The organism is Gracilimonas sp. B-17 (assembly GCF_056857935.1).
The window spans coordinates 819,930-845,755 of sequence record NZ_JBSXOA010000012.1; the positions used below are offsets into that span (position 1 = coordinate 819,930).

23 protein-coding genes are annotated in these 25,826 nt (G+C 40.2%); 15 read left to right on the top strand and 8 right to left on the bottom strand.

What is annotated here, in order from left to right; genetic code table 11:
• Positions 1-99: 99 nt before the first annotated feature.
• The 5 genes from AC13FX_RS11965 (at position 100) to AC13FX_RS11985 (ending at position 6,676) form a co-directional block, all read left to right on the top strand.
• The gene (locus tag AC13FX_RS11965; RefSeq protein ID WP_482880933.1) at positions 100-1,446 is read left to right on the top strand and encodes a DNA recombination protein RmuC; all 1,347 of its coding nucleotides are present in this window, start codon (positions 100-102) and stop codon (positions 1,444-1,446) included.
• Between the two features lie 171 nt (positions 1,447-1,617).
• The gene (gene mtgA / locus AC13FX_RS11970) at positions 1,618-2,460 is read left to right on the top strand and encodes a monofunctional biosynthetic peptidoglycan transglycosylase (protein WP_482880934.1); all 843 of its coding nucleotides are present in this window, start codon (positions 1,618-1,620) and stop codon (positions 2,458-2,460) included.
• Positions 2,461-2,544: 84 nt separating this feature from the next.
• Positions 2,545-4,407: a histidine kinase dimerization/phosphoacceptor domain -containing protein gene (locus AC13FX_RS11975; RefSeq protein ID WP_482880935.1), complete on the top strand. Its 1,863-nt coding sequence runs from the start codon at positions 2,545-2,547 to the stop codon at positions 4,405-4,407.
• Between the two features lie 266 nt (positions 4,408-4,673).
• A complete protein-coding gene (locus AC13FX_RS11980; RefSeq protein ID WP_482880936.1) occupies positions 4,674-5,813 on the top strand; it encodes a GNAT family N-acetyltransferase in 1,140 nt (379 codons plus the stop codon).
• Between the two features lie 2 nt (positions 5,814-5,815).
• Positions 5,816-6,676 carry a hypothetical protein gene (locus AC13FX_RS11985; protein WP_482880937.1) on the top strand — a complete coding sequence of 287 codons (861 nt, stop codon included), beginning with the start codon at positions 5,816-5,818 and terminating at the stop codon, positions 6,674-6,676.
• Positions 6,677-6,700: 24 nt separating this feature from the next.
• Here AC13FX_RS11985 and AC13FX_RS11990 read toward each other — a convergent pair whose 3' ends face one another.
• On the bottom strand, positions 6,701-7,393 hold the full coding sequence (locus AC13FX_RS11990; RefSeq protein WP_482880938.1) for an RluA family pseudouridine synthase: 693 nt from the start codon (positions 7,391-7,393) through the stop codon (positions 6,701-6,703).
• A gap of 263 nt (positions 7,394-7,656) precedes the next feature.
• Here AC13FX_RS11990 and uvrC point away from each other — a divergent pair, with 263 nt between their 5' ends.
• The 9 genes from uvrC (at position 7,657) to tkt (ending at position 17,392) form a co-directional block, all read left to right on the top strand.
• Positions 7,657-9,498, top strand: a complete 1,842-nt coding sequence (gene uvrC, locus AC13FX_RS11995) for an excinuclease ABC subunit UvrC (protein ID WP_482880940.1) — start codon at positions 7,657-7,659, stop codon at positions 9,496-9,498.
• Positions 9,499-9,697: 199 nt separating this feature from the next.
• Positions 9,698-10,339 (top strand): RNA polymerase sigma factor, encoded by a 642-nt coding sequence (locus AC13FX_RS12000; RefSeq protein ID WP_103665065.1) that lies wholly within the window; start codon positions 9,698-9,700, stop codon positions 10,337-10,339.
• The gene (locus AC13FX_RS12005; protein WP_482880942.1) at positions 10,323-10,868 is read left to right on the top strand and encodes an anti-sigma factor family protein; all 546 of its coding nucleotides are present in this window, start codon (positions 10,323-10,325) and stop codon (positions 10,866-10,868) included. Before AC13FX_RS12000 ends, AC13FX_RS12005 begins: the two co-directional genes overlap by 17 nt.
• A 139-nt stretch (positions 10,869-11,007) precedes the next feature.
• Positions 11,008-11,805, top strand: coding sequence for a ParA family protein (locus AC13FX_RS12010; protein WP_482880943.1), 798 nt, complete (start codon positions 11,008-11,010; stop codon positions 11,803-11,805).
• Between the two features lie 12 nt (positions 11,806-11,817).
• A complete protein-coding gene (locus tag AC13FX_RS12015; RefSeq protein WP_482880944.1) occupies positions 11,818-12,759 on the top strand; it encodes a ParB/RepB/Spo0J family partition protein in 942 nt (313 codons plus the stop codon).
• 22 nt (positions 12,760-12,781) lie between these two features.
• A complete protein-coding gene (locus AC13FX_RS12020; RefSeq protein ID WP_482880945.1) occupies positions 12,782-13,363 on the top strand; it encodes a DUF5683 domain-containing protein in 582 nt (193 codons plus the stop codon).
• 10 nt (positions 13,364-13,373) lie between these two features.
• Positions 13,374-14,075 (top strand): LOG family protein, encoded by a 702-nt coding sequence (locus AC13FX_RS12025; RefSeq protein WP_482880946.1) that lies wholly within the window; start codon positions 13,374-13,376, stop codon positions 14,073-14,075.
• A 128-nt stretch (positions 14,076-14,203) separates the two neighbouring features.
• A complete protein-coding gene (locus AC13FX_RS12030; protein ID WP_482880947.1) occupies positions 14,204-15,238 on the top strand; it encodes a tetratricopeptide repeat protein in 1,035 nt (344 codons plus the stop codon).
• A gap of 153 nt (positions 15,239-15,391) precedes the next feature.
• Entirely contained in the window at positions 15,392-17,392 is a 2,001-nt protein-coding gene (tkt, locus tag AC13FX_RS12035) for a transketolase (protein WP_482880949.1), read from the top strand.
• A 22-nt stretch (positions 17,393-17,414) separates the two neighbouring features.
• Here tkt and AC13FX_RS12040 read toward each other — a convergent pair whose 3' ends face one another.
• The 5 genes from AC13FX_RS12040 to deoC form a co-directional block, all read right to left on the bottom strand.
• Complete coding sequence (locus AC13FX_RS12040) at positions 17,415-18,560, bottom strand: PP2C family protein-serine/threonine phosphatase (RefSeq protein WP_482880950.1); 1,146 nt, start codon at positions 18,558-18,560, stop codon at positions 17,415-17,417.
• Between the two features lie 110 nt (positions 18,561-18,670).
• Positions 18,671-19,225 carry a hypothetical protein gene (locus tag AC13FX_RS12045; RefSeq protein WP_482880952.1) on the bottom strand — a complete coding sequence of 185 codons (555 nt, stop codon included), beginning with the start codon at positions 19,223-19,225 and terminating at the stop codon, positions 18,671-18,673.
• 7 nt (positions 19,226-19,232) lie between these two features.
• Positions 19,233-20,102, bottom strand: coding sequence for an aldehyde dehydrogenase family protein (locus tag AC13FX_RS12050; protein ID WP_482880953.1), 870 nt, complete (start codon positions 20,100-20,102; stop codon positions 19,233-19,235).
• A 14-nt stretch (positions 20,103-20,116) separates the two neighbouring features.
• Positions 20,117-21,619, bottom strand: a complete 1,503-nt coding sequence (locus AC13FX_RS12055; RefSeq protein WP_482880954.1) for an aldehyde dehydrogenase family protein — start codon at positions 21,617-21,619, stop codon at positions 20,117-20,119.
• A 40-nt stretch (positions 21,620-21,659) separates the two neighbouring features.
• Entirely contained in the window at positions 21,660-22,559 is a 900-nt protein-coding gene (deoC, locus tag AC13FX_RS12060) for a deoxyribose-phosphate aldolase (protein WP_482880956.1), read from the bottom strand.
• A 205-nt stretch (positions 22,560-22,764) separates the two neighbouring features.
• Here deoC and AC13FX_RS12065 point away from each other — a divergent pair, with 205 nt between their 5' ends.
• Positions 22,765-23,166 (top strand): DUF1761 domain-containing protein, encoded by a 402-nt coding sequence (locus AC13FX_RS12065; protein WP_482880957.1) that lies wholly within the window; start codon positions 22,765-22,767, stop codon positions 23,164-23,166.
• A 21-nt stretch (positions 23,167-23,187) separates the two neighbouring features.
• Here AC13FX_RS12065 and AC13FX_RS12070 read toward each other — a convergent pair whose 3' ends face one another.
• Positions 23,188-23,463 (bottom strand): hypothetical protein, encoded by a 276-nt coding sequence (locus AC13FX_RS12070; protein WP_482880959.1) that lies wholly within the window; start codon positions 23,461-23,463, stop codon positions 23,188-23,190.
• A 243-nt stretch (positions 23,464-23,706) separates the two neighbouring features.
• Positions 23,707-25,737: a monovalent cation:proton antiporter family protein gene (locus AC13FX_RS12075; RefSeq protein ID WP_482880961.1), complete on the bottom strand. Its 2,031-nt coding sequence runs from the start codon at positions 25,735-25,737 to the stop codon at positions 23,707-23,709.
• Positions 25,738-25,826 lie beyond the last annotated feature (89 nt).

The window sequence follows — 25,826 nt, forward strand, 5'->3', positions numbered from 1 at the left end:
ATTTTTATTAATGATGCATGAAGTGTCACGATATGTCACTCATCATTATTATATTTTTGTATTCGAAAATACAGATATAATTAATTTTTTAGGTGTTACATGGATTACTTACTGGCATTGGCAGGAATTATATTAGGGGGGATTGCCGGGTTTGCAATTGCTCACTTTAAATCAAGGTCTGAAACATCGAGGTTGGAGGAACGGAATCAGAACCTTAAGGAGCAGCTGGAAGAAACTGAAGCTGACTTGAGCCGTATTCAACAACAAAAAGAGGAAGACCTGAGAACCGAACGCAATCGTGCCAATGAGCTTGATAAACAGCTGGCAGAACGAAATGCAGATTACCGAAACCTTCAGGAACGGCTCAATGAACAGAAGAAGGAGCTGGCGGAGATGCAGGAACAATTAACCACTCAGTTCGAGAATCTGGCAAATAAGATCCTGGAAGAAAAATCAGAGAAATTCACGAAGCAGAATAAAGAGCAGATCGATCAGTTGCTTAACCCGTTGGGAGAAAAACTCGAAGCCTTTAAGAAAAAAGTAGAAGAGACACATAAGGACGAGGTGGAAGCCAGGGGCTCCCTTAAACAAGAGCTAAAGCATCTGATGGAGCTTAATAAGACCATGAGTGAGGACGCCAAGAATTTAACTAAAGCACTGAAAGGAGATAACAAAGCTGTGGGCGATTGGGGTGAGGTCATCCTGGAAAGGATCCTGGAGCGATCAGGTCTCACAAAAGGACGTGAATACGAAACTCAAAAAGGTTTTGCAAAAGAGGATGGTATGGGGCATAATAAGCCCGATGTAGTAGTGTACCTGCCGGATGAAAAGTATATGGTCATCGACTCCAAAGTATCATTGAAAGGGTATGAAAAATTCAGTTCCTCAGATGATGAAGCTGAACAGCAACGATACCTTAAAGAACACGTGAATTCTATTCGTGCCCATGTTAAAGGGTTGAGTGGAAAAAATTATGAACAGATCCATGGGGCAAAAAGTCCGGATTTTGTATTACTATTCATTCCCATTGAACCGGCCTTCAGTTCCGCTTTACAATATGATTCTGATCTTTACTATGAGGCCTTCGATCAAAATATAGTGATCGTGAGTCCATCCACATTGTTGGCTACACTGGCAACTATTGACAGTGTCTGGAAACAGGAATACCAAAATAAGAATGCCATGGAGATCGCTAAAAGGGGAGGCGCCTTATATGATAAATTTGTTCTATTTGTGGAAAGTATGGAAGATATCGGGCAGCGTATCCGGCAGACCCAGGATAGTTATGATGAGGCAATGGGACGACTTTCTACAGGTGCTGGAAATTTGGTTCGTCAGGCAGAGATGATCAGAAAGTTGGGGGCAAAAGCTTCAAAACAGTTGCCTAATGGCCTTACAAATGAATTTGATGATGAATTATTGGAAGATACTACGGAATCTGAGTAAATATTGATGATCTCACTGATTCGAGCATATGGGTAATACTTGCTAACCAATTAATGAATTACCCTATATAGTAAGAAGCTACTTCATAAACTCTTATACAGAAAACTGATCATATAGAAACAATTTCATCCGATCAAAGTATCTCTTTCTTAAAATTGATACCATTGGCTTATGGAAGAACAACAACAAAAACCGATCTCCTGGATTAAATATGTTAAAATAACCGGTGGTGTTATACTTGGCTGGTCTTTTTGGTTTTGCATGCTGATACTGGCTCTTCGATGGGTCGATCCTCCATTTACGGCATTTACATTGCAAGAAGATTGGGATAAAACAGGACGTGAAAGGTATAATTTGAGACAAACCTGGTTACCTGACAATGAGATTCCTGATCACCTTAAATTAGCTGTTGTAGCATCGGAAGATCAGCGGTTTTATGAACATTGGGGTTTGGACCTGGCTGCCATTGATAAAGCACTTGAAGAAAAAGAAAAAGAAGGACGCATTCGGGGAGCAAGTACCATAACGCAACAGGTAGCCAAGAACCTGTTTTTATGGCCGGCTCAAAGTTATATCAGGAAAGGTATTGAGGCTGCAATTGCCGTATCGATCGAACTATTCTGGACAAAGGAAAGGATACTGGAAGTATATATTAATATCGCTGAATTTGGTCCCGGCATGTTTGGTGTGAACACAGCATCAGAATATTATTATGGTAAATCAGGTTCAGGGCTTGATCCGATAGAATCTGCTCGAATGGCTACTGTGCTTCCCAACCCGAAACTCATTGAACCTGAACCACCTTCCGAATATGTGTTGGACAGAAGTCAGTGGATCCTTCGAAATATGGAGCAACTGAGTGGATATTCCTATTTACCTAAGCCGGAACCGGAATCATTTCCTGACTCCATTGGATTTCGTTCAGACTCACTGATCATGATCGATTCTGTTCCGGACATTCAGTTAACAGATACTCTGAATTCTATTGTCTTAGACAGTATTAGACGCTTCTAAGCATTATCACGAAATACTATTCTTACTTTAGCCCTCCGTAGATCCATTTGAGAACCTATTACCATATTTAAAATTACCGGTTTTATGGCAAACCTAGATACTAAAGAGCAGAATCGTTTAGAAACACTTCGTAGTTATGATATTATTGATTCTCCCGAAGAGGAAGAATTTGATCGTTTGATCCAGCTTGCAGCTGAAATTTGTGAAGTACCTTTTGGCAAAATTAATTTTATTGATGAATCTAGAACCTGGAGTAAAGCCAATTTTGGAAACGACATTAAAGAAACGCCGAGAGAGATATCGTTTTGTCATCACACCATTCAAAATGACTCACATCTGATCGTTGAGGATACCCTCGAAAATGAAAATTTCAGGGAATTACCGTTCGTTATTGAAAATCCTAAGGTTCGTTTTTATGCAGGTTTCAATATAAAATCCAAAGGACACAATTTGGGTACTGTATGTGTATTGGGCACTGAACCAAAAAAGCTTTCAGACTCTCAATTCAATGCTTTGTCGATCATAGCCAGTGAAATACAAACCAGATTGGAGCTTAAAAAGAAGAACAAAGACCTTGAAACTCTGACAGCCTTTTTGGAAGCCTCTGTGGAAGCTATGTTGATCGTGGATCCCGTCGATTTTAAAATTCTGCATACAAATTCAAATGGGTCAGACCTGCTTAACCGAATTCTGCCTGATGGAAGAAGCAAAGGACTTTTTAAAGCGCTTCCAGGATGGAATTTTGTTGAAAAGCTTAAAACGTGGAATAAAAATGGAGCTTCAGATCCATTTAATATCGAAACTCAAATTACTGTTCATTCGGGTGATAGGGTTTTCATGGAGGTAAACGCGATCAGTAAATTTGGAAAGTGGCTTATTACTTTTCAGGATATCACCAAAAGAAAATTGGCTGAAGAGGGACTGATCGAAGAAAAAAAACTTAGTGATGCCATCATAAATGCCCTGCCTATTGATTTTTATATGTTTGATGAGGAGATGAATCTTAGCCGGTGGAATAAGAATCTTAGGAATAATACAGGCTATTCAGATGACGAGTTAGGCAAGTTAAAACCTACCGACTTTTTTATAGGAAAAGATGTAAAACGTATACAAGAACATATCCAAAAGACTTTGAATGGCGATGCAGACTTCATTCAAGCAGATCTGGTCAGAAAGGACGGGGAGAAGATCCCATTTTTGTTTAGCGCAGTTAGCTTCAAGGATGGAGATAAAACCTATTTGCTTGGAACCGGTCAAAATATTTCAAATCAGATCGATCAACAGGGCAGACTGAGAAATTTATTAAATGAAAAAGAAGTTCTATTGCAGGAAGTTCACCATAGGGTTAAGAACAACCTTGCGATCATTTCAGGATTCCTGCAATTGCAAGAAGTAGTTTCAGAGCACGAAAGAACAAGATCGGTATTGAGGTCAAACTATAGACGGGTAAAATCAATGTCACTGATCCATGAAGAGCTATACAAAGCAAAAGATTTTTCCGGAATAGAATTTGATCATTACTTGAATCTTATGCTTGAAGAGCTAAAAAATTCTTTTCTTCATTCTGATAAAAATATAGATCTGGTTATTGACTCAGATGCCTTATATATGAATTTGAATCAAGCTGTACCACTTGCTTTGATCATTAATGAACTTGTCTCCAACGCGTTTACTTTTGCATTCGAGGGAAAACATCAGGGAACCATTTCAGTTCAGGTCAAAGAAGAGGATGATATCATTGAGGTCTGCGTAGCAGATAATGGAAATGGTTTACCTGAAGATTTTAAATTTGAAGAAAGCCCAACTTTGGGTACTACGATCGTCATGTCCTATTCAAAACAGTTAAAAGCAGAAGTGGAAATAGAATCAAAAGAGGGAACAAATATCTATTTAACCTTCAAAAACAGACTGGATACCAGGGGAACTTCATTTAAGGTTGAAGTTTGAGATCCTTTTCAATCAGTCAAGCGAAGCTTATCTAATATTCTGCAATTGATAATTTTCGAGTGCATTTTGTTACACTTCCGCAATTTCACACAATGTTCACAATTATTAACTAGTGTGATTTATTCAAAAAGTTAAGCGGTGTGAAGCGTTAAAGACAATTGATCACACAATAACTTATTCAAGGATTCTGAAAAAGTTAGTGTTATAGTAAAAATAGGTTAGTTGTCAGCATTGTGCTTCTATTTAAGAATTAGGCGGATTCGGATATGCGAGACACTGTTAAGGAGTTGTTAATTAGTAAAAATGTAAGGCTTCAATTCGAGCAAATAGAGAGTGTTGATAAATTAGAGAGCTATGTCAGGCCTTGGAATAAACTCTCAGAAAAATTCAGTAACCCTCTGCTTGATGTAAACTGGTATCTCGCTGGTTCAAAAGGTTTTTCAAGTTCCAGTAAACCGGCTATGATCATGCTTACAACCGGTGAAGGGGAATTAAAAGCCATAGCTCCTCTGGCTTCCAAAGGTAAGTTTCTCCCACATCTGGAAATATTGGGTACATCCATACTCCGTGAGCCTTCTGGTCTTCTATATGATTCGGAAAATTCACTAAAGATCCTGCTGAACTCTATTCTGAAACTTCGCAGACCTTTATACCTTAGAGGTTTATATGAAGATTCCCCGGAAGTAAGAATACTGAATAATAAACTTGAGATGAGAGATTCAGAGTTCTACTCCAGGGAAACTTCAAAAATTCCCTATGTGAATACGAACGGTGACTGGTCTTCTTTTGAAGCAGGCTTGTCTTCAAGCAAGAGAACTAATATTCGCAGGTTACAACGTAAGGCCAAAAAACAGGGTGAGGTTTCTTTTGAAGTAATTACTCCTACAGCTTCAAATTTGGATCATTATTTAGATGTAATGTTTAAAATCGAAGCTTCCAACTGGAAAGGGCGAATGGGAACTGCGATTGGAAAACACGAGGCACTTCATGACTTTTTCAAAGAGTATGCCTATCTGATGGCTTCTGAGGGGAAATTGAGATTAAACTTTATGTATCTCGACAAAAACCCCATTGCAGCTCAATTTGCAGTTGAATATGCTAACAGTTTATGGTTATTCAAGATCGGTTATGATGAAATATATAGGTCAATATATCCTGGAATCTTACTTATGAATTATGTTGTCAAGTATTGTTATGATAGTGGATTGAATAGCTGTGAGTTTTTGGGAAACAATGATAAATGGCTTCATCATTGGGCTACAGGGGTCCATGAATTAGTTTCATATCGAATTTATCCCAACTCATTGTATGGTCGTATGGTCAATAGCTGGGATCACATAAACCGTTATTATCATGACCTGAGAAATACTATAACTTACAGATGGGCCCAATTTAAAGAGAGGTAACAATGTTTGATAAGGTACGGCATAATATTGTGTCAAGGATAGCTTCAAGGCATGTAGCGGGTAAAGATTTATCAAAGGCATTGGAAGTATGTCAGTGGGCTGTATCTAAAGGTAACAATTATATACTATCTCCCTGGGTTGATGGTAATAATAGGGATCTCAATGAAGCTTCAAAGGAAAAAAATGCGAATAGTTTTATTCAGGCTCTTAAAGCAATGGAAAAAATTGAAGGCGATGGCTATCTATCCCTTAAACTTGATGCCATAGATTATGACTATGAGCTTTTTATCAGGATTCTTGATGTTGCAAAAAATGGAGGGACACGAATTCATATTGACTCACTAGCACCTGATACCACTGATTTGAATTTTGATTTTTTAGAACGTGCATCAGGATATCAGGATTATCTAGGATGTACATTGCCATCGCGTTGGAGGCGAAGTATTGATGATGCTGAGCGGGCCATTGACTTGAACCTTCCAGTAAGAATGGTAAAAGGGCAATGGGAAGATCCAGAGCACAAGGTCGATTCTCGGTCAAATTATATCGCTATAGTAAATAAAATTGCTGGGAACGTACCTTATATTGGGGTTGCTACTCATGATAAAAAATTAGCAGACACCTCTTTAAAAATATTAAAACGTGCACAACACCATTTTGAATTAGAGCAATTTTTCAGCCTGCCTCTAAATGGTATCGCATTAACAAAGAAATACCACTGTCCGTATAGGATATATGTATCCTATGGATATCCGGCTATACCATATAATTATCGGTTCGCTATGACGCGTCCGATATTAGGCGTTTGGATGGTATCTGATTTTGCTTTTCGTTTTAAAAAGCCCTGGGAGAATTCTTACTGAATATTCTAGAGAATAGATTGATGATCAATACTCAAACATATTCCATGGCTGACCTGTAGGTTTGGGAGCCTTGAGGATCATTAATTCTTTTGTGGTAGGGTGTTCCAGCTCAAGCTTAACGGCCCTTAAAGCTATATCTTTATCACTAGTACCCTTCGAATTACCGTATTTAAGGTCCCCCCAAAGAGGATAGCCTTCTTCTGCAAACTGCACTCTGATCTGATGAGGGCGTCCGGTTATCAGATCTACTTCAATGACACTGTATTTGTCATTGGTCTTAATGGTGATGAATTTCAAACGAGATTCCTTAGCTTTTCCTTTTGGAGATGTAAAAGCCTTCACTGTATTTGTACGGTTGTCTTTCTCAAGAAAGTGGACAAGTTCCCCGAAGACCGGAGTTTGTCCTTCAACCAATGCCCAATAGGTCTTGTTGATAGTTCGTTTTCGGATCTGATAGGAGAGTCGTGAAGCCGCTTTGGATGTTTTGGCCAATACCATTACTCCGCTCACCGGACGATCTAATCTATGCACCAAACCGAGGTACACATTACCCGGTTTGTTATATTTTTTCTTGATGTAGGCTTTACAAAGGTTCAGCACATCCGGATCACCGGTATGGTCTTCCTGTGAAAGTACACCTGCCGGCTTATCAATAACCAACAGATGGTTATCTTCATAAATAATGGGGATGTTGGGGGAAGTTTGAGTTGTTTCCATGAATCAAAATTATGAATTCTAGGAACCAATAATGAATGAAATTTCCCGGAACTGACCTAAGTTGTTAGATCAAAACAGGTGAGATCTTATAACTCCTTAAAATCAAACAATGGAATTGGCCTATATACACAATATATCCTGAACGATGGGATCTGGAGTATTGAATTATAAGGTGAGTACCTGGGGAAATTATATGAGGATTTTATATGTACGAATTTTCGCTTGCCATTAAACCATGATCAAATTTCTCTTATCTTTGAGCTATGAGTAATGAAGGACAAGTTAAACTCTCGGAAAAAGTCGCCAATTTACCCACATCTCCGGGGGTTTATATATATAAAGATACCAACGATTCAGTCTTATATGTTGGAAAGGCAAAAAGACTCAGGAACCGTGTTCGTTCTTATTTTCAGGAATCACGGCCGGTGGATGGTCGCATAAAGACCATGGTGTCGAAGATCGATAACCTGGAGGTGTTTGTAACTGATTCTGAAGCGGAAGCACTTATACTGGAGAATAATCTCATCAAGCAGTATCAACCGCGCTATAACATCATGTATCGGGATGATAAGTCATACCCATACATTTGCATCACTGATGAGACCAAGCCTCGTGTGTATCCCACCAGAACCGTAGTAAAGGATGGCAGTAAATATTTTGGTCCTTATGACAATGTAGGAGCCATGAAAAGAATGCTGGAAACGATCCGAAAAGCATTTGGTCTATGTACATGTGCTGTCTCTCAAAAGAATATTGATAAGACAAAAAGTGTTCCAAACTGGCATTCTTGTTTTGATGATTACCTTGAGAATTGTTCAGGAGATTGGGACGACGAAGTGTATCAGACTACTATCAAAAAAGTAGAAAGAATGTTGAATGGGCAGACCGATCAGCTGATACGTGAGTTGAAAGAGGAAATGCAGATCGCATCAGACGCCCTGGCTTTTGAGGAAGCAGCTCAACTGAGAGACAGCCTTGAAGCCGTACAGCACTACAGTCAAAAGATGAAGATGGTGGTCTCCAAAAAAGTAGACCGCGATGTATTTGCCATCCGAAAAGATGAGGAAATTGGAGAGGCTTGTGGAGTTCTATTCAAAGTTCGGGAAGGAAAGATGATCGGGAAATTCCATCGGTACCTTAAAAATATTGAAGGATTGGAAATGGGGGAGATGCTGCAATCATTTGTTGAAGATTATTATACGGGTCAGTACATGGCCGCTATCCCGGATGAGGTATACCTGAGTCATAAGCTGCCTGAAACGGCACCATTGGAACAATATTTACAGCAGGAACGAGGGAAGATCGTTCCCGTTCATGTGCCACAGATCGGGGAGAAAAAACAGCTTATCAAAATGGCACAAGCTAATGCGAAATTACATCTGAACGAACGGGCCCTGGAAAAGGCCAAAGCAGAACGAGATCGTATACCGCATGCGGTAAAAGAGTTGAAAGAGCACCTGAAATTAGACCGGTTGCCACGAAGAATCGAATGTTTTGACAATTCAAACCTGCAAGGCAGTGACCCTGTAGCCTCGATGGTTTGTTTTGTAGATGCCAAACCCAGAAAGAGTGAATACAAACGGTTCAACATAAAAACGGTGGAAGGCCCGGACGACTTTGCCTCCATGAAAGAGATCCTTACCCGCCGATACTCGCGCGTCATGAAGGATAAACTACAGATTCCAGATCTGATAATTGTAGATGGTGGGAAAGGTCAGTTGAGTTCAGCTGTGGAAGCTTTGAAAGAAATAGGTTTTTACGGGGAATGTGAGATCATAGGTCTGGCCAAGCGACTTGAGGAAGTATTTCTCCCGGGAATGAAAGACCCAATCATGATCCCCAAAAAATCGTCTGCCTTAAAATTATTACAACATGCCCGTGATGAAGCTCACAGATTTGCCATTACATTTCATCGGCAAAAACGAGCAAAACGTACGGTAAAAACAGAGTTGCTTGAAATTGAAGGGATTGGAGAAAAGACAGCTCAGAAACTTCTGACTGAATTAGGGTCAGTGAAGGAAATTCGCAAAAAAAGTCTGCCCGAAATACAAATGGTTGTAGGTGAAAAAATTGGGAAAAAAGTGTACAATTATTTACAGGATTAAACGTAAACGCCCTGATGGGAATTTGCTCGCATTATCATGTTATTTGAATGGGCTGATGTAAGTGTTAGAATAGATATAGCCGAAAGGTTGTTCGTTCAGCTTTAACGTGCTATACGTTCTGACAAAACATATTGAAACATTTAACCGTCAAAATTGTTTGACATGTTAAGAGCAAAATCCCAAATTTAGGGTGACCATTATGAAATTAATTAAAAGACACGTAGATAAACCGGATTACAAGGGTCTTAAAGACCGTGAGCTTGTAAAGTATTTTAGAAAGAATGGGGATGAATCTGCATTCAATGAGCTTATGAATCGACACCAGCAGAAAATTTATTCTTACATCTACAGTATGGTGATGAACCCTGAGATTGCTAATGATCTGTTTCAGACAACCTTTACTAAGGTTATCACAAAGATGGATGATACTTATAACGAGCAGGGGAAATGGATCGCATGGGTTATGAGAATTGCCCATAATGCAACAATAGATTATTTAAGAAAACAAAAACGATATATCGACGTTAGTGGATGGAGTGATGAGGACTCTTCAACCGATTATTTTGATCGTATGGAAGATGAAAGCATTGTGGATGCAGACGAACAGCTGGTGGAAGATGAAACCCGCTCAAGTTTGATGAAACATATTGCTAAACTTCCAGAAGAGCAGCGTTCAGTAGTTCTTTTAAGACATTATTATGAAATGCCTTTTAAGGAGATCGCTGAACTTACCGGTGTATCCATCAATACGGCTTTAGGTCGTATGAGATATGCGCTCATAAATCTGAGAAAATACTTCGAGGAAGAAAGAGAAAAAGAAAAACATGCACAACACGGATGATCATAAGGCTATTCGGTATCTGATGAGGGAAATGGATCCTTCTGAAGAACTGGAATTTGAAAAACTAATGCGGGAAGATGAAGATCTTTTGATCGAAGTTGAAAGTCTGAGAGCGACCAATAAAAAGCTCTCAGCACTTCCCGACCTGGAGCCACCAGAAAATATTGTTGAAAACATATCTAAAGAAGCAGAACGGGCAGCAAGGCAAAATTCTGGATACAACTATAAAAATGTATTTGTGAGGGGGGCTGCTGCAGCGGTTCTTTTTGCATCACTGGCCGGAGGCTATTTGTATTACAGTTCAGTGCCTGTTGAAACAGAGGCAACAAATATTGCGAATGGCCAAACTATTGAGCCTTGGGTAGATCGTAATAATATACTTCGATATGCCGGCGAGGAACCTAGTACTTCTGAAACCACAATTCACCCCGATCTGCTTAAAAGTTATGATAAGCTTCAACTTGTAAGTGAACCAATAGGTAATTCAAGCTCTACAAATCGGATATTGCTAACTGGTTCATCCAACTAAACGATTGCTGGCCAATACATTAAGTATAAAATGTGGAAAACTTCACCTTTAAATGTGAATAAGTATTTTTGTATGGCAGTAGACCTCGCTTTATATTGGAATTTATCATAAAACTATTACAAGCATAAAGCAGGATTTAATGGGAAAAGTAATTTCAATTGCCAATCAAAAAGGTGGAGTAGGAAAAACAACTACGGCAATTAACCTGGCTGCCAGTTTAGCAGCTATTGAACATCCAACACTTGTAATAGATATAGATCCGCAGAGTAATACCACGAGTGGGTTAGGAATTGATACGAAAACAGTTTCAAATTCCGTCTACGAAGTAATGATCGGTAGTACGGAGATCGATGAAACGATCAGGCAAACGGAACTGGATTTTTTGGATCTGGTCCCATCTCATATAAATCTGGTTGGTGCAGAGATCGAGATGATCGACCGCGACCAGCGAGAAAACATATTGAAACGTGCTATAGAAAGTGCCCGTGAAAAATATGATTTTGTAATTATTGATTGCCCGCCTTCTTTAGGACTCCTTACTATAAATGCTTTAACGGCTTCAGATTCTATTGTTATACCTGTTCAATGTGAATATTTTGCACTGGAAGGGTTAGGCCAACTCCTTAACACTATCAAGATCGTCCGGCAACATTTAAATCCTGAACTGGATATTGAGGGTGTTCTTCTGACCATGTATGATACACGAACAAGATTATCGAATCAGGTAGCTGATGAAGTTAAGAGATATTTTGATGACCGGGTATTTAAGTCAGTTATTGCCAGAAATGTTAGATTGGCTGAAGCTCCAAGTTTCGGGAAACCTGCCTTGCTTTATGATTCAACCAGTGTTGGTTCAAAAAACTATCTGGCTTTAGCCCGTGAGATCATAAAAAATAATAAGAAACTATTCAAGAACAGTCCGGTCCTTACTGATTAATACTAAATAATTATGGCTACTAAGAAAGTTTTAGGGCGAGGTTTAGGAGCTTTTTTCCCTGAATACCGAGATGAAGATAACGCTGGTGCAGGTGAAGGATCATCTGATGGGGAAGGTGTAGAAAAGAGTTTTGTCAAACCGGAAGAAAGAGTAAATATCGTACTTTTTGTACCGGTTGATCATATCAGAAAAAACCCACATCAGCCACGCAAGGAATTTGATGAAGAAAGACTCGAAGAGCTTGCTGATTCAATTAAAGAACATGGGCTTATTCAACCCATTACGGTTCGGTATATTGGTGAAAAGAGATTTGAATTAATAAGTGGAGAACGCCGACTCAGAGCGGCCAAGCTCGGTGGGCTTAAGGAAATTCCGGCTTTTATCCGTGAGGCCGATGATGAGCAAAGTATGGCATTTGCACTCATTGAGAATATTCAGCGAGAAGAGTTGAACCCACTTGAAGTTGCCTTGGGATATAAAAGACTCCTTGAAGAATTTGATTATACACAAGCTCAGGTAGCAGAAAGAGTGGGTAAAAACAGGACCACTGTTACCAATATGCTTCGTTTGTTAAATCTGCCTGATTTTATTCAATCAGCTCTTAAAGCGAACAGGATATCGATGGGTCATGCTCGTTCATTGATCACAATTGAAGATGAGGATGTACAAAAGAAGATCCTGGATAAAGTGGTTGAAGACGGTATCTCTGTACGTCAGATCGAAGAGGAAGTTCGAAAGATCAGCGCTCCTTCAAAAAAATCAGGTAGTAATTCTAAGACGGCAAATGATACCACGGATGATCCTTTCTATAAAGATATTTCTGCCCGATTGCGGCGTACATTCAGTACTAAAGTGAACGTGAAACCTAAAAAAGAAGGTGGCGAAATAAGGATCGAATATTATTCAGATGACGACCTTGAACGTATATTGGCAATCCTTGATACGGTCGATTAGTATCGTATTATTTACGTTGGTTATGATACCTATACATGGTATTTCCCAACCCGTGAAGATACAGAGTAACGAACAGTCAATAGTATCGTTCGTTCCTCAACAAATAAATTCAGAATCTTCAGGTGAGGAATACCCGGATCCCAAAAAAGTATTAAAACGATCGCTTATGATACCTGGATGGGGACAGGTGACCAACAAACAACTTTGGAAAGTGCCCATTGTTTATGGACTTTTGGGTGGGCTTTCATACTATAGCATTCAACTTCACAGTGATTATAAGGATTACAGGGCGGCTTATTATAACCTAAACCCTAATACACCTGATGATCTGAAGTTTGGGCCTACACCGGGGTACATTCCCGAAAACTCAAGTCTTGAAGCTTTAAGACAAAATAGAAATTTTTACCGAAACCGGCGTGACCTTGTTTTCGTTTTCATTGGACTATCTTACGCACTGAATGCAATAGATGCCTATGTGTTTGCACATTTAAGGTCTTTTGATGTAAGTGATGACCTCTCGTTGCGTACTGACATTGAACCGGTGCTTATAGCACAAAATTCATATAGATCAGTACCAACTGTATCTTTTTCAATAAATTTTTAGAACAGAACGTATGACCAAAGAAGAAAGAGAATTTCAAAATCAGCACCAATCCAAGGGCTTTGACCGGGATATTTGGAGTGTATTCAAGATCATGGGCGAATTTGTTGAGGGCTATGATAAGCTCTTCCAGATCGGTCCGTGTATATCAATTTTCGGATCAGCAAGAACAACCCCGGAAAACGAATACTATAAGCTGGCAGTGGAAACCGCAGATAAAATTACGAAAAAAGGATTTGGGGTGATAACCGGTGGAGGTCCCGGCATAATGGAAGCTGCTAATAAAGGGGCTGAGCTTGCCAAAGGAAAATCAGTAGGTCTTGGTATTAGTTTACCGTTTGAACAGGGAATAAATCAACATGTTGATCCAGATTTTATGATCAATTTTAACTATTTCTTTGTTCGAAAAGTTATGTTCGTGAAGTATGCACAGGGATTTGTAGTGTTTCCAGGTGGATTTGGCACACTTGATGAATTATTTGAAAGTCTGACCCTGATCCAGACCAGAAAAATTGATCAAATCCCTATCATATTATTTGGCAGCTCTTATTGGGAAGGGTTGGTTGACTGGATGGAAAAGACCATGAAAGAATGGGGGACGATCTCCGATAAGGATTCAGATCTGTTTCATGTAACTGATTCAACCGAAGAAGTTGTGGATATAATTTGTGATTTCTACAGTAAAAAAGAGCCAATGCCAAACTTTTACTTTTAAAAGGGAACATTCTGTTCTCATTTTTGATAAAAAATACTAAAACATTAAAAAAGCAGTTATTAATTTAATATCAGTGTCATTTTTTATTAAATTCGGCGCTGCAACTAACGATAAAACTCAATATAGATATGAAGGTTTTTAAAATAAGTTTATTTGCTTTGGTCTTAGGGCTAACAGCAACCTCTATTCATGCTCAAGACAGAACGCAAGCAGTACAACTGTATAATGCAGGCCTTGAAGAAGCGCAAGCCAATGATTATGAAGCTGCTATCTCTTCGTTTGAACAAGTTATTACTATGGCTAATCAGTTGGGACCTGAGGGTGAGGATCTCAAGCAAAATGCCGAGAGTCAGATTCCTAAGATGTATTTTGCAAAAGCACGTACCTCTTACCAGAACTTTCAACAAAGTAAGGATCTTGCTGATCTTGAAGAAGCGATCAATGACTTTAGAGATGTAATAACTGTAAGTGAAGAGTATGGTGATACACGATACGCGCCAAGTGCTGAGGGTGCAATTCCTCAGTTATACTACAGTAAGTCTGTTCTACTTTACAGCCAGAATGATATGACAGGTGCACAAGAAGCTGTTGACCGCGCATTGAACCTGAATTCCAATTATGCAGCTGCCTACTTTCATAAAGCAAAGATCTTTAAGAAAGTGAATGATACCAATGATGATGGTATCATTGATCAGGGAATTGACGAGATGTTGGAATGGTATGACAGAGCTATTCAAGTTGGTGATGCAACCAATAAAATGAATATTTCGAACAAGGCAAGAGAAGCCGCTCATGATGAGCTTCTTGCCGTAGGATCAAAGGCTATTACAAATGGCGAGATCAACACTGCCGTTGAGACTTTGACCAAGGCTCTAAATTACGATAACAGTTCTGCTGATGTGCATTATCGTTTAGCTGAAGCTTACAATAAGAACAGTAATGCACAGCAGGCTATTGAACATGCAAATCAGGCACTCGAGTTTGAAAATGGCGGTAGAACTGATAAAGCAAAGATTTATTTTGAATTAGGCTTTGCTTACCAAACTTTGGGCAACAAAGCGAATGCTTGTGATGCATTTTCAAATGCACTTTACGGCTCATTCAGAGCTCCGGCTGAGCACAAAATGGAGTTTGAGCTCAAGTGTGATTCAACAGCAGAATAGTATTCTGGTGTAAATGAAATTAAAGCCACGTTCTTAATGGACGTGGCTTTTTTTATGCAATAAATTCAAGAATCCTTTTCTTCCAAAATCCTTAATTGGTATCTTTGGGACCTTTCTCAATCCAATATCCTCAAAATTTAATTACAGCCTTTTATGCCTGCTTCTAAACTAGATCAATTATGTGTCAACACAATCAGAACTTTATCTATCGATGGGGTTGAAAAAGCCAACTCAGGACACCCCGGAATGCCTATGGGGATGGCAGATGTAGCTTACGTTCTTTGGACCAAATTTTTGAAGCATAATCCTGTAAACCCGAAATGGTATGACAGGGATCGTTTTATTTTGTCTGCCGGCCACGGTTCCATGCTTATCTACAGCTTGCTTCATTTAACGGGTTATGGTCTAAGCCTGGACGAGATAAAAAACTTCAGGCAAATGGGAAGTAAGACACCCGGTCATCCGGAATATGGTATGACACCGGGGGTGGAAACAACCACAGGCCCATTGGGGCAGGGATTTGGTACAGGAGTAGGAATGGCGATGGCTGAACATTTTCTGGCATCAAAATTCAATAAAGAGGATCACAAGGTGGTGGATCACTACACATATGCAATAGTGAGTGATGGAGACCTGATGGAAGGGATCTCCCATGAGGCTGCTTCTATGGCCGGTCACATGGGGTTAGGTAAACTAATATATCTTTATGATTCAAACCGGATCTCAATTGAGGGTTCAACGGATATTACCTTTACAGAAGATGTATCAAAAAGATTTGAAGCTTACAATTGGCATGTAATTGAAATAGATGGACATGACCACGATGAGATTACGGATGCTATTGAGAAAGCTCAAGCGGTCACCGATAAACCTTCTCTCGTTGTATGTAAAACTCATATTGGGTTTGGGAGTCCTAACAAACAGGATAGTGAAACATCTCACGGTTCACCTCTCGGAGAAGAAGAGGTGCGCCTAACGAAGGAAGCATATGGGTGGGAAAGTCAGGAACCATTTCATATTCCGTCTGAAGCTTTAAATAAATTCCGAGAAGCCCTGGATAAAGGAAAAAAAGCCGAAGAACAGTGGAACTCAGAACTGGAAAAATATGATAAGAATTTTTCTTCTGAGGCGGAGCTTTTTAAGAACTGGATGAGCCGAACCTTATCAGAGAAACTGGCAGAAGCTCTGCCAGTTTTTGAAACAGATGCAAAAGGTATGGCTACCCGGGCAGCTTCAGGTAAAGTTATAAATGCGATTAAAGATATTGTCCCTAATTTATTCGGAGGGTCAGCTGATCTTGGCGGAAGTACCAAAACGGATATTGAAGGTTATGGATCGTATATTGAAGATTCGCCAACGGGCAGAACCGTTCATTTTGGAGTAAGAGAACACGGAATGGGGGCTGCTGTGAATGGTATGGCTCTACATGGGGGGATGATACCTTACGGAGCAACTTTCTTTGTCTTTACGGATTATATGAGACCTGCGATCAGACTTGCTGCGCTCATGAAAGTACCTTCGATCTTTGTATTGACCCACGATAGTATTGGTTTGGGTGAAGATGGACCTACTCATCAACCTATTGAACATCTAGCCAGTTTAAGGGCTATGCCGAATATCACAATACTCAGACCGGGTGATGCCAATGAAACATCATATGCATGGAAAACGGCCATTGAAAATGAAGATGGACCGACACTGCTCGTTTTAACTCGTCAAAACCTGCCGACCTTGGAACGATCTGATTCAAACAGGGCGGAATTGGTTGAAAAAGGGGCGTATATCTTTTCAGATTCTGAAAGTAAAACCCCGGAGGCTATCATCATGGCTACGGGCTCTGAATTACAATATGCAGTTGAAGCAAAACTAACATTGGATGAAAAAGGAGTGGACACACGTGTGGTAAGTATGCCAAGCTGGGAATTATTTGAGAAACAGGATGCGTCCTATAAAGAAGAGGTATTACCAGGTTCAGTGACAAACCGTGTATCAATTGAAGCAGGGTCCGTCTTTGGATGGGAAAGGTATGTTGGCCCTAAGGGTAAAGCAATTGGAATGCATTCTTTTGGAGAATCTGCACCGTATGAAGAGCTCTATGAGCACTTTGGAATTACATCTGAAGCAGTCGTTGAAGCTGTACTGGCTAATAAATAAACAAGCCAGGCAAAAAGAAGGCTTATTTTGTCATTGGGCGGTGAACACAGGTAAATGTGATATCGTCCAATGGGTCTTCTTCACCTATAAAAGCTTCAAGTGATGATTGTACTTTTCCGATGATCGTTTTTGAATGAAGAGACCCGTAGATCTCCATAAGAGATTCGATCCTCTCCTCACCATATTCCTCGCCATGGACGTTGCGAGCCTCATTCAATCCATCCGTATAAAAGAAAACAGAATCTCCTGGTTTAAAATGAAATTTCTTGACCTCCATGTTTTGATCAAGAAGCTTAGTTGAGGTCATTCCCAATGCAAAACCATTTGACTTGAGCTTATAAGTTACATCGCGGTCTTTATTATAGTAAATAGGGATATTATGGCCGGCTCTTATGTATTCAAAATATTCCTCATCATTGGGGAAATAGGCTACACAACCTGTGACAAAAGTCTTGTCACGACTATTACTTTTAATGTAGTTATTTAATTGAAGGAACAATTCTTTTGGGGACGGTTTTTCCTTTTCAATGATCATACTTACCAATGCCTGTAAACGAACCATATAAAGTGCTGCACTCAAGCCTTTTCCTGAAACATCGGCTATAATAACGTAGGTTCCGTCATCCGTTTCGATGACATCCAGATAATCTCCGCCAACCTCTTTAGCAGTGTGGGCAAAGGAGTAAACCTCAAGGTTCTTCTTATTCAATGATGTGCCCGGTAAAAGACTCAGTTGGATCTCACGGGCAAGGTCTATCTCTTTCTGAACATCTGATTTTTCAAGAAGTTCGATAAGCAGCAACATGAACATGGATATAAATCCAAAGGGAAGAAGAAGGTCTCCAATAAAAAAGTAAGGAAGGAGGCCAAAGAACCCCAGAATGTAGTGGGATAGAAAACTGACGGATCCCAACCCGAATATCAGTCGCCTGGTTGGGTTAAGCCGTTGTGTAAGGTCTGAAAATAACCGGAGAAATTTTACATGACCCGGAAGTTGTTGACCCTGCTGTCTTTCAATATCCTCAACAGCCTCTTTATAGACCAGTTTTAACCGTTCAGTATCGGCACTTAATTCTTTAGAAAACCGCTCCCGGCTCATACCGGATACATATTCCTTATAGAATTTTTTTGTTCCGTATCCGGATTGTGCTTCGTTCTTTAAACCCAATGTTGCCTATGGTTTGCTTTAATTCGTTTACTTGTTCGTAATAATACACAAAAAGTTGAGTATTAATTACCAAGATTTATGCGGGTTCAAATGTAGAAAGAAAAAGTGATCTATCGATCTTCCTTTCGGATCAATTCAATGTTTGCAGTATCTGCAGGTACATTACCGGGTTTGACGTTGTCATATACTACCCACGCATCCTTAAAAAATCTTTTAACGATGTTTGAGAATTCAATCGCCTTATTTCTTTCGTGAAAATCGCCTACATGAACCCTGTAATAGGGGGTTTTGAAGAAGACATACGTTTGAGGCTGATAACCAGAAAGCGTTGTATCGGCCCAGGCTCTGAAATTACCGGCTGTTGTATCAGCACCAACCACATCTTCGCCAGAAAAGATCTGCACTCTGTATCCTTCGTAGATATTTCTTTCATCTTTCCTTTGAACCTTTGTTCGGTTAAAAGCTTCAGGTATATCATTTTGTTTACTTGAGTAAGAGTCTGAAAGAGTGGTTCTCAAAGATTCAAGTTTCAGCATTTTGAATTCTTCACTCGAGGTATAATTACGCTCGATCTCATCCATAGTTTCTTCCAGTGTCTGTTCAGTTGATGAGCATCCAGACAATAACAAGAGTACGTATGGTAATAATATGAGTAATTTTTTCATTTGATCCTTAATATCCTACCGGGTGCCAGGTCGTTTTTACTTCCTGAAAGTCAGTAACAAAATAGGGGGATTGGGCTTCCTTTTCGTACCAATCTTTAATTTGTCGTTTAACAACCCTTTTAACGTTCAGTGAAGCATTTTCATCTATTAATTTTTTCATTTCCTGCGGAAGTTCATCTGTGTAACACATAGCATTTACATCCATATGGGAACTAAAATGTTCCCCTAATTCTTCACGGGAACCTGTGAGGATATTCACAACCCCGCCTGGAACATCAGATGAATTTAATACTTCAGCAAAACTGATAGCAGGAAGTGGAAATTCTTCTGAGGCCAGTATGACACATGTATTTCCTCCGGCAATGATCGGTGCCACAACTGAAACCAATCCAAGTAGTGGGCTCTTTTCAGGTGCAAAGGCAGCGACAACCCCTGTAGGTTCTAGCATACTGAAATTGAAATGAGAACTTGCAACCGGATTGATCGCCCCAAAGACCTGTTGGTATTTATCGGTCCAACCGGCATAGTATATCAACCTATCGATAGAAGCATTAATATCGGCTTCGGCTTCAGCTGTCTTGAAACCTATTGGGCCAAGTTCTTTCATGAATTGATCCCTGCGATCTTCCAGCATTTCAGCTATACGATAAAGGATCTGGCCCCGATTGTAAGCACTTCTGCTACTCCAGTCATTAAATGCAGATCGCGCTGTCTTCACTGCGTCACGAAAATCCTTACGGGAACCCTGACAGGCATTAGCAAGCAGTTTTCCATCTGCATTCAATGCCTTATAAGTTCTTCCTGATTCACTTCGGGGAAAGTCACCGCCGATATACATTTTGTATGTTTTCTTGATGTCAATTCTGTCTTCAGCCATTATTCAGATCTTATTTAATTCTTAATGTATGCTGCCAATCCATGCATTCCGCCTTCCCGGCCAATACCACTTTCTTTATAACCGCCAAATGGGGAAGTTGGATCAAATTTATTGTATGTATTCGCCCAGATCACCCCTGAACGCATTTTACTTCCTACCTTGAAGATCTTGGATCCCTTGTCTGTCCAGACTCCGTTAGCAAGGCCATATGGGGTGTTATTGGCTTTTTCAATACCTTCTTCAGCTGTCCTGAAAGTTTGAACTGTCAGAACAGGGCCAAATATCTCCTCCTGAACTATTAAGTTTGATTGAGAGACATTTGTAAACAGGGTAGGTCGAATGAAATAACCACTCTCTGGAATTTCACATTGACTTTGATAAATGTCTGCTCCTTCTTCAACACCCAGTTCCAGGTACTTATTCACAGTTTCGAACTGTTCTTTGGAATTAATGGCTCCAACATCTGTATTCTTATCAAGTGGGTCGCCGACAATAAGTGTTGCAAGTCGGTCCTTTAATTTTTGAATGACCTTATCTGCTATTCCTTCCTGAACCAACAATCGTGAACCGGCACAGCAAACATGCCCTTGATTGAAGTAAATTGCATTGATAATTCCTTCAACAGCCTGGTCAATAGGAGCATCTTCAAAAATGAGCATGGCTCCTTTACCGCCTAATTCAAGTGTGTACTTTTTATCGGTTCCGGCAAGGGAGCTTTGAATAAGTTTGCCCACTTTTGTTGAACCTGTGAATGCGACCTTGTCGATATCCTTATGGTTAACGATCTCAGCTCCCGTCTGGCCGGCTCCCGTAACAATATTCACAACTCCATCCGGTAGTCCGCAATCTTTGATTAATTCAGCGAATTTAAGGGCTGTCAGGGAAGTAGTTTCAGCCGGTTTTAAAACAACGGTATTACCTGCAGCAAGGGCAGGAGCGATCTTCCAGGCCAGCATCAGCATTGGGAAATTCCAGGGAATGATCTGTCCACAAACACCATGAGGTTCTGGTTTTTTTCCGGGAAACGCATATTCCAATTTATCAGCCCATCCCGCATAATAGAAGAAATAGGCAGCTACCAACGGTATATCAACATCACGTGATTCCCGGATCGGTTTTCCGCCATCCATACTTTCAAGCACGGCAAATTCCCGGGCTCTTTCCTGAATCATTCTGGCGATGCGGTAAATATACTTACCTCGTTCCTTTGCTGAAATTCGTGACCATTCTCCTTCGTATGCTTTTCGAGCAGCCTTAACGGCTTTATCTACATCCTTCTGCGTAGCCTCTGCAAATTCAGTGATCACCTTTTCTGAGGCCGGGTTGGTACTTTTAAAATACCGCCCCTTTGATGGTTTGACGAAATTTCCATCAATGAAGAGATCGTAACGTTCTTTTACTTCAGCAAAGTCTGAATCTTGTGGTGCGGGGTCATACTCCCAGACAGAAGCAAAATCCAGTTTTGAGTTAGGAGAGGTTGGTTTAAAAGGAACTTCTTTAGTTTCAGTGTTGGACATGGCAATAGTAATCTAAAATTGAAAATCTATTATAAGGAGTTTAATCGTTGCTAAAGTAATTCAAGGATTGATATCGACCTGTTTCTTGCTTAACGATCTGCATCAGTATATCATTAGTAAGTGAACTAGCCCCAAATCGAAAGTAATCTTTATTCAACCAGGCTGAACCAAGGGTTTCTTTTACTAATACCAGATATTGGATCGCTTGTTTCGCAGTTCTGATACCTCCGGCAGGTTTCATGCCGATCATTTTGTCTGTGTCATAATAAAAATCCCTGATGGCTTCCAGCATCACCAATGTAACAGGTTGAGTTGCAGCCGGGCTAACTTTACCGGTCGAAGTTTTAATAAAATCAGCACCCGCATGCATGGCAAGATCACTTGCTTTTCGGACATTTTCTAAAGTTTGAAGCTCTCCGGTCTCGAGAATAACTTTTAAGTGAGCTTCACCGCAAGCTTCCTTAACAGCGGCTATCTCATCAAAAACTAAACTGAATTCACCATTAAGGAAGGCACCACGACTGATCACCATATCTATCTCATCTGCTCCTTCATTGACTGCAAAACGTGTATCATCCAATCGGTTGGAAAGAGGAACCTGGCCGCTAGGAAATGAAGTGGCTACACTTGCAACATGAATGTCAGTACCTTTTAGCTCCTTTTTAGCCACACTGACCAATCGTGGATATACACAAACTGCTGCAACTGTTGGCAGTTCAGGTATGGCAGGATAGGGGTGCTTTGCTTTTTTGCACAACTGTCTGACCTTGCCGGGGGAATCACTGCCCTCTAAGGTAGTATGGTCTATCATACTGAGTGCAAGTTTTAGAGCCTGTACCTTTGAACTTTTCTTAATACTGCGTGAGTTTAACCGGGAAACCCGTTCATTAACTCCGATCTCGTCAATTGGTACAGTCTGATTAAAATCAGGATACGTCATAGTGTGTTTTTTTCAGATTTAATACAGCTTTAAAGGTAAGAAAATTAATACAAAAGCTGTGTTAATTACTCATTTAGTACAGCTTTATTTACGGTGTATTGTAGAAGCCGTCCTTTTTTTGTTAATTCCTAATGAAGTGAGGGTTCAATTTGTGTTAATAAAGCGCATAACTACCTCTTCGACAATAAATTAACGGAGGATGTAAATGGAAGGTGTTACAATTAACTGGTTAGCAATTATTGCTGCCTCTCTTGTGGGTTTTGCTGTAGGATTTCTTTGGTATGGTCCTGTATTCGGAAAAAAATGGATGGAAGCTACTGGACTTACAGAAAGTGATATTCAGGGAGGAAATATGGTCAAGATCTTTGGGTTTACCCTGATCTTTCAATTCATAATGGCTTACTGTCTGGCTATGTTCTTTGGAAATGAAGTAGGATTGCAGGAAGGAGCCATTTACGGATTCCTGGCCGGATTTGGATGGGTAGCCATGGCTATTGGAGTTAATGCCCTTTATGAAAGAAAATCTTGGAAATATATTTTCATAAACGGGGGATTCTGGGTGGTCGTCTATACGCTGATGGGGTTGATCCTTGGAGCCTGGAAATAAGCCGTAGCCAAAAAAGAGATATTACTTCAATGTAGCTTTCAGTACGACTTTTTTGTCATTTTTGATGGAATTGTCATCTAGGTCTGTGTTTTCCTGCTTAACAGTTTCTTGTACTGCTTCCGGTTGGTCAGCGAGGGTGGAGGTAGATTTTTGAGGAATTTGAGGGGTAATCAGAAAAATAAAAGCAAAAACTAAGATGCCGAAGGATAATGCGATAAGATCATTCGGGTTTTTATCAAAATATGCTTTGATGGCTGCATTTACCTTTTGTATGAATGAAATAGGTGCTTTTTTCATAACAGGTGATTTAGTTGAATACATAAGTAAGTTAGTAAACTCTAATATTAAAAAAAATTAATATTTATCACTTACATTGCTTTATTTCCTATTAAGAGACATCAAAACCTGATTTGTTCCACAAAGATTTGTAAAAACATTTCAAATCGCACTTAACGCCCTGATTATAGATGTGAAGTGTGAAACTTATATGAAGAAAAATAACATCGATATAAAATAAAGATTATTAAGAGCATAAGTAGATCAGACCTCTTTCAAATCATCTGGCATATTTTTTTCACGGAAGATCTCTGCTGCTTCTGCGAAACGATCGGCAAGCCCAACCATGATGAGCCTGTCACCGGGTTTAAGGGTAAATTCGCCGGCAGGGTTTCCAAAATTATTATCACCCCGATGAACTGTAAGAACAGTGATCTGATACTTATTTCTTAACATGAGTTCACCAAGTGATTTGCCAGCAGCAAAAGATCCTTCACGGACTAATACAGCACGTGTGTGTAAGCCTTCATCGTTCAAGCCCTGAAGTACCATAAGATGAGCTTCTTCAATACTTCCTCTAATTATCTGATAATCTTCTTTTCGCAGTTCGCGTATGTGTTGTTCTATCTCTTCATCAGGGATCATATATGATTTTAACACATTAGAAAAGAGTCTGACCGTAGTCTCCATTTCAGCAGGGACTACCTGATGAGCTCCAGCTTCTTTAAGTGATTCAGCCTCTGACATGTACCTGGTTCTGGCAATTACCTGTATGGTAGGGTTTAGGTAGTTGGCAAGTTTAATGATTCGTGGAGTGACTCTTGGATCATTGATGACAACCACACAGAGTTTAGCTTTGTAAACCCCTGCATGTTCAAGAATGTGGGTTCTGGAGGCATCACCATAAATAGCATTAATGCCATTCTTACGCATTTCATTAACAGATTGTGGATTCATCTCAATAACCACAAACGGAATTTCTGTCTCACTGAATACTTTTGCGAGGTTACGTCCGGCGGGTCCGTAGCCTACCAGGATGACATGGTCTTCAAGGTCGGTGGATTGAACCTCATCCGTTGAATCTTCCCGATTTGACCCCAATTTTCTGAGGGGCGTTTTTGAAAGGAGTTCCCCTACATTTGGGCTCACTTTTAACATTAGTGGAGTGAGCAGCATGAGTAGTACAGATACTGCGATAAAAGTTTGGGAGCCAACTTCGCCAAAACCTCCGGGAGTTAGGCCTGCAGCCCGACCTGCCCGTTCCAGTACGAATGAGAATTCACCGATCTGAGCAAGAACAAGTCCGGTAGCTGCGGCAACCCTGACCGGGTATCCCAAGACCAAAATACTGGCTGAACTGATAATGAATTTGAGAAGTAAAATACCGAAAGCAACTCCGAGTAAAAGCAGAGGGTTATCGAGTACAAACTGAAGGTCAAGAAGCATGCCGACAGAAACAAAGAATACAGCGTTGAAAATGGTTTTCAATGGGAGGATCTCACTGAGGGCATGGTCACTGTAATGGCTTTCACTCACAACCAGACCGGCAAGAAAGGCCCCAAGTGCAAGACTGACATCGGCTAAGTTTGTAAGGGCAGCCGTTCCAAAACAGATAGCCATAACGGTTAAAAGAAAAAGCTCCTGACGACGGGTTTGAGCAACTTTTTCGAGGATCCAGGGCACGATCTTTCGGGCCGAAAATACTACTAATGCGATCAAAGCAATAGCTTTTCCTAATACCCAGAATACATCCGAAATGGAATCACTTTGGCCGGACAAAATTGGTACCAGCAACACCATCGCTATGATGGCAAGATCCTGGAAGATCAGTACTGCCAGTGATAACCGGCCTACAGGAGTATCGGTTTTACCTTGCTCACTTAATAATCCCAAAATAATGGCTGTAGAGCTTAAAGCTACCAGACATCCGGTATAGATCGCGATCTTATAATCAACCTGAAACAACAGCAATATCCCAACGACCGAGGCAATTGTAAAAATTACCTGAAGTCCACCACCTACTAATATGGCATTTCGGATACGAGCCAGTTTTTCCAGGCTGAATTCAATACCAATAGTAAATAACAATAGGATGATTCCGATCTCAGCCAGCATATCCACCAGTTCAATATCCTGAACAAGAGCCAGCGCATTGGGACCGATGATCACCCCGGCAATAAGAAATCCGGCAATGGGAACCAGTTTGATTTTATAGCAAATGTATGCAATGACAACGCTGACCAGAAACAGAGCTACAATTTCATTCAGAAATGGAAGGCTTACCGCAAAGAGCATTCAGTTAGTTTTTGGATGGATATTCATTTTCGAAAAGATATCGATTAGGAACTGTTTTAAGAAGAAAATTTTAAGAGAAAACAATTCTA

Bases quoted from the DNA above. Each gene is read 5' to 3' on its own strand.
- AC13FX_RS12075 (WP_482880961.1), bottom strand. From the start codon at position 25,737: ATGCTCTTTGCGGTAAGCCTTCCATTTCTGAATGAAATTGTAGCTCTG.
- AC13FX_RS12015 (WP_482880944.1), top strand. From the start codon at position 11,818: ATGGCTACTAAGAAAGTTTTAGGGCGAGGTTTAGGAGCTTTTTTCCCT.
- mtgA (WP_482880934.1), top strand. From the start codon at position 1,618: ATGGAAGAACAACAACAAAAACCGATCTCCTGGATTAAATATGTTAAA.
- AC13FX_RS12030 (WP_482880947.1), top strand. From the start codon at position 14,204: ATGAAGGTTTTTAAAATAAGTTTATTTGCTTTGGTCTTAGGGCTAACA.
- AC13FX_RS12000 (WP_103665065.1), top strand. From the start codon at position 9,698: ATGAAATTAATTAAAAGACACGTAGATAAACCGGATTACAAGGGTCTT.
- AC13FX_RS11980 (WP_482880936.1), top strand. From the start codon at position 4,674: ATGCGAGACACTGTTAAGGAGTTGTTAATTAGTAAAAATGTAAGGCTT.
- AC13FX_RS11965 (WP_482880933.1), top strand. From the start codon at position 100: ATGGATTACTTACTGGCATTGGCAGGAATTATATTAGGGGGGATTGCC.
- AC13FX_RS11985 (WP_482880937.1), top strand. From the start codon at position 5,816: ATGTTTGATAAGGTACGGCATAATATTGTGTCAAGGATAGCTTCAAGG.
- AC13FX_RS12070 (WP_482880959.1), bottom strand. From the start codon at position 23,463: ATGAAAAAAGCACCTATTTCATTCATACAAAAGGTAAATGCAGCCATC.
- AC13FX_RS12010 (WP_482880943.1), top strand. From the start codon at position 11,008: ATGGGAAAAGTAATTTCAATTGCCAATCAAAAAGGTGGAGTAGGAAAA.
- AC13FX_RS11975 (WP_482880935.1), top strand. From the start codon at position 2,545: ATGGCAAACCTAGATACTAAAGAGCAGAATCGTTTAGAAACACTTCGT.
- AC13FX_RS12055 (WP_482880954.1), bottom strand. From the start codon at position 21,619: ATGTCCAACACTGAAACTAAAGAAGTTCCTTTTAAACCAACCTCTCCT.
- AC13FX_RS12065 (WP_482880957.1), top strand. From the start codon at position 22,765: ATGGAAGGTGTTACAATTAACTGGTTAGCAATTATTGCTGCCTCTCTT.
- AC13FX_RS12005 (WP_482880942.1), top strand. From the start codon at position 10,323: ATGCACAACACGGATGATCATAAGGCTATTCGGTATCTGATGAGGGAA.
- AC13FX_RS11990 (WP_482880938.1), bottom strand. From the start codon at position 7,393: ATGGAAACAACTCAAACTTCCCCCAACATCCCCATTATTTATGAAGAT.
- deoC (WP_482880956.1), bottom strand. From the start codon at position 22,559: ATGACGTATCCTGATTTTAATCAGACTGTACCAATTGACGAGATCGGA.
- AC13FX_RS12020 (WP_482880945.1), top strand. From the start codon at position 12,782: ATGATACCTATACATGGTATTTCCCAACCCGTGAAGATACAGAGTAAC.
- uvrC (WP_482880940.1), top strand. From the start codon at position 7,657: ATGAGTAATGAAGGACAAGTTAAACTCTCGGAAAAAGTCGCCAATTTA.
- AC13FX_RS12045 (WP_482880952.1), bottom strand. From the start codon at position 19,225: ATGAAAAAATTACTCATATTATTACCATACGTACTCTTGTTATTGTCT.
- tkt (WP_482880949.1), top strand. From the start codon at position 15,392: ATGCCTGCTTCTAAACTAGATCAATTATGTGTCAACACAATCAGAACT.
- AC13FX_RS12025 (WP_482880946.1), top strand. From the start codon at position 13,374: ATGACCAAAGAAGAAAGAGAATTTCAAAATCAGCACCAATCCAAGGGC.
- AC13FX_RS12050 (WP_482880953.1), bottom strand. From the start codon at position 20,102: ATGGCTGAAGACAGAATTGACATCAAGAAAACATACAAAATGTATATC.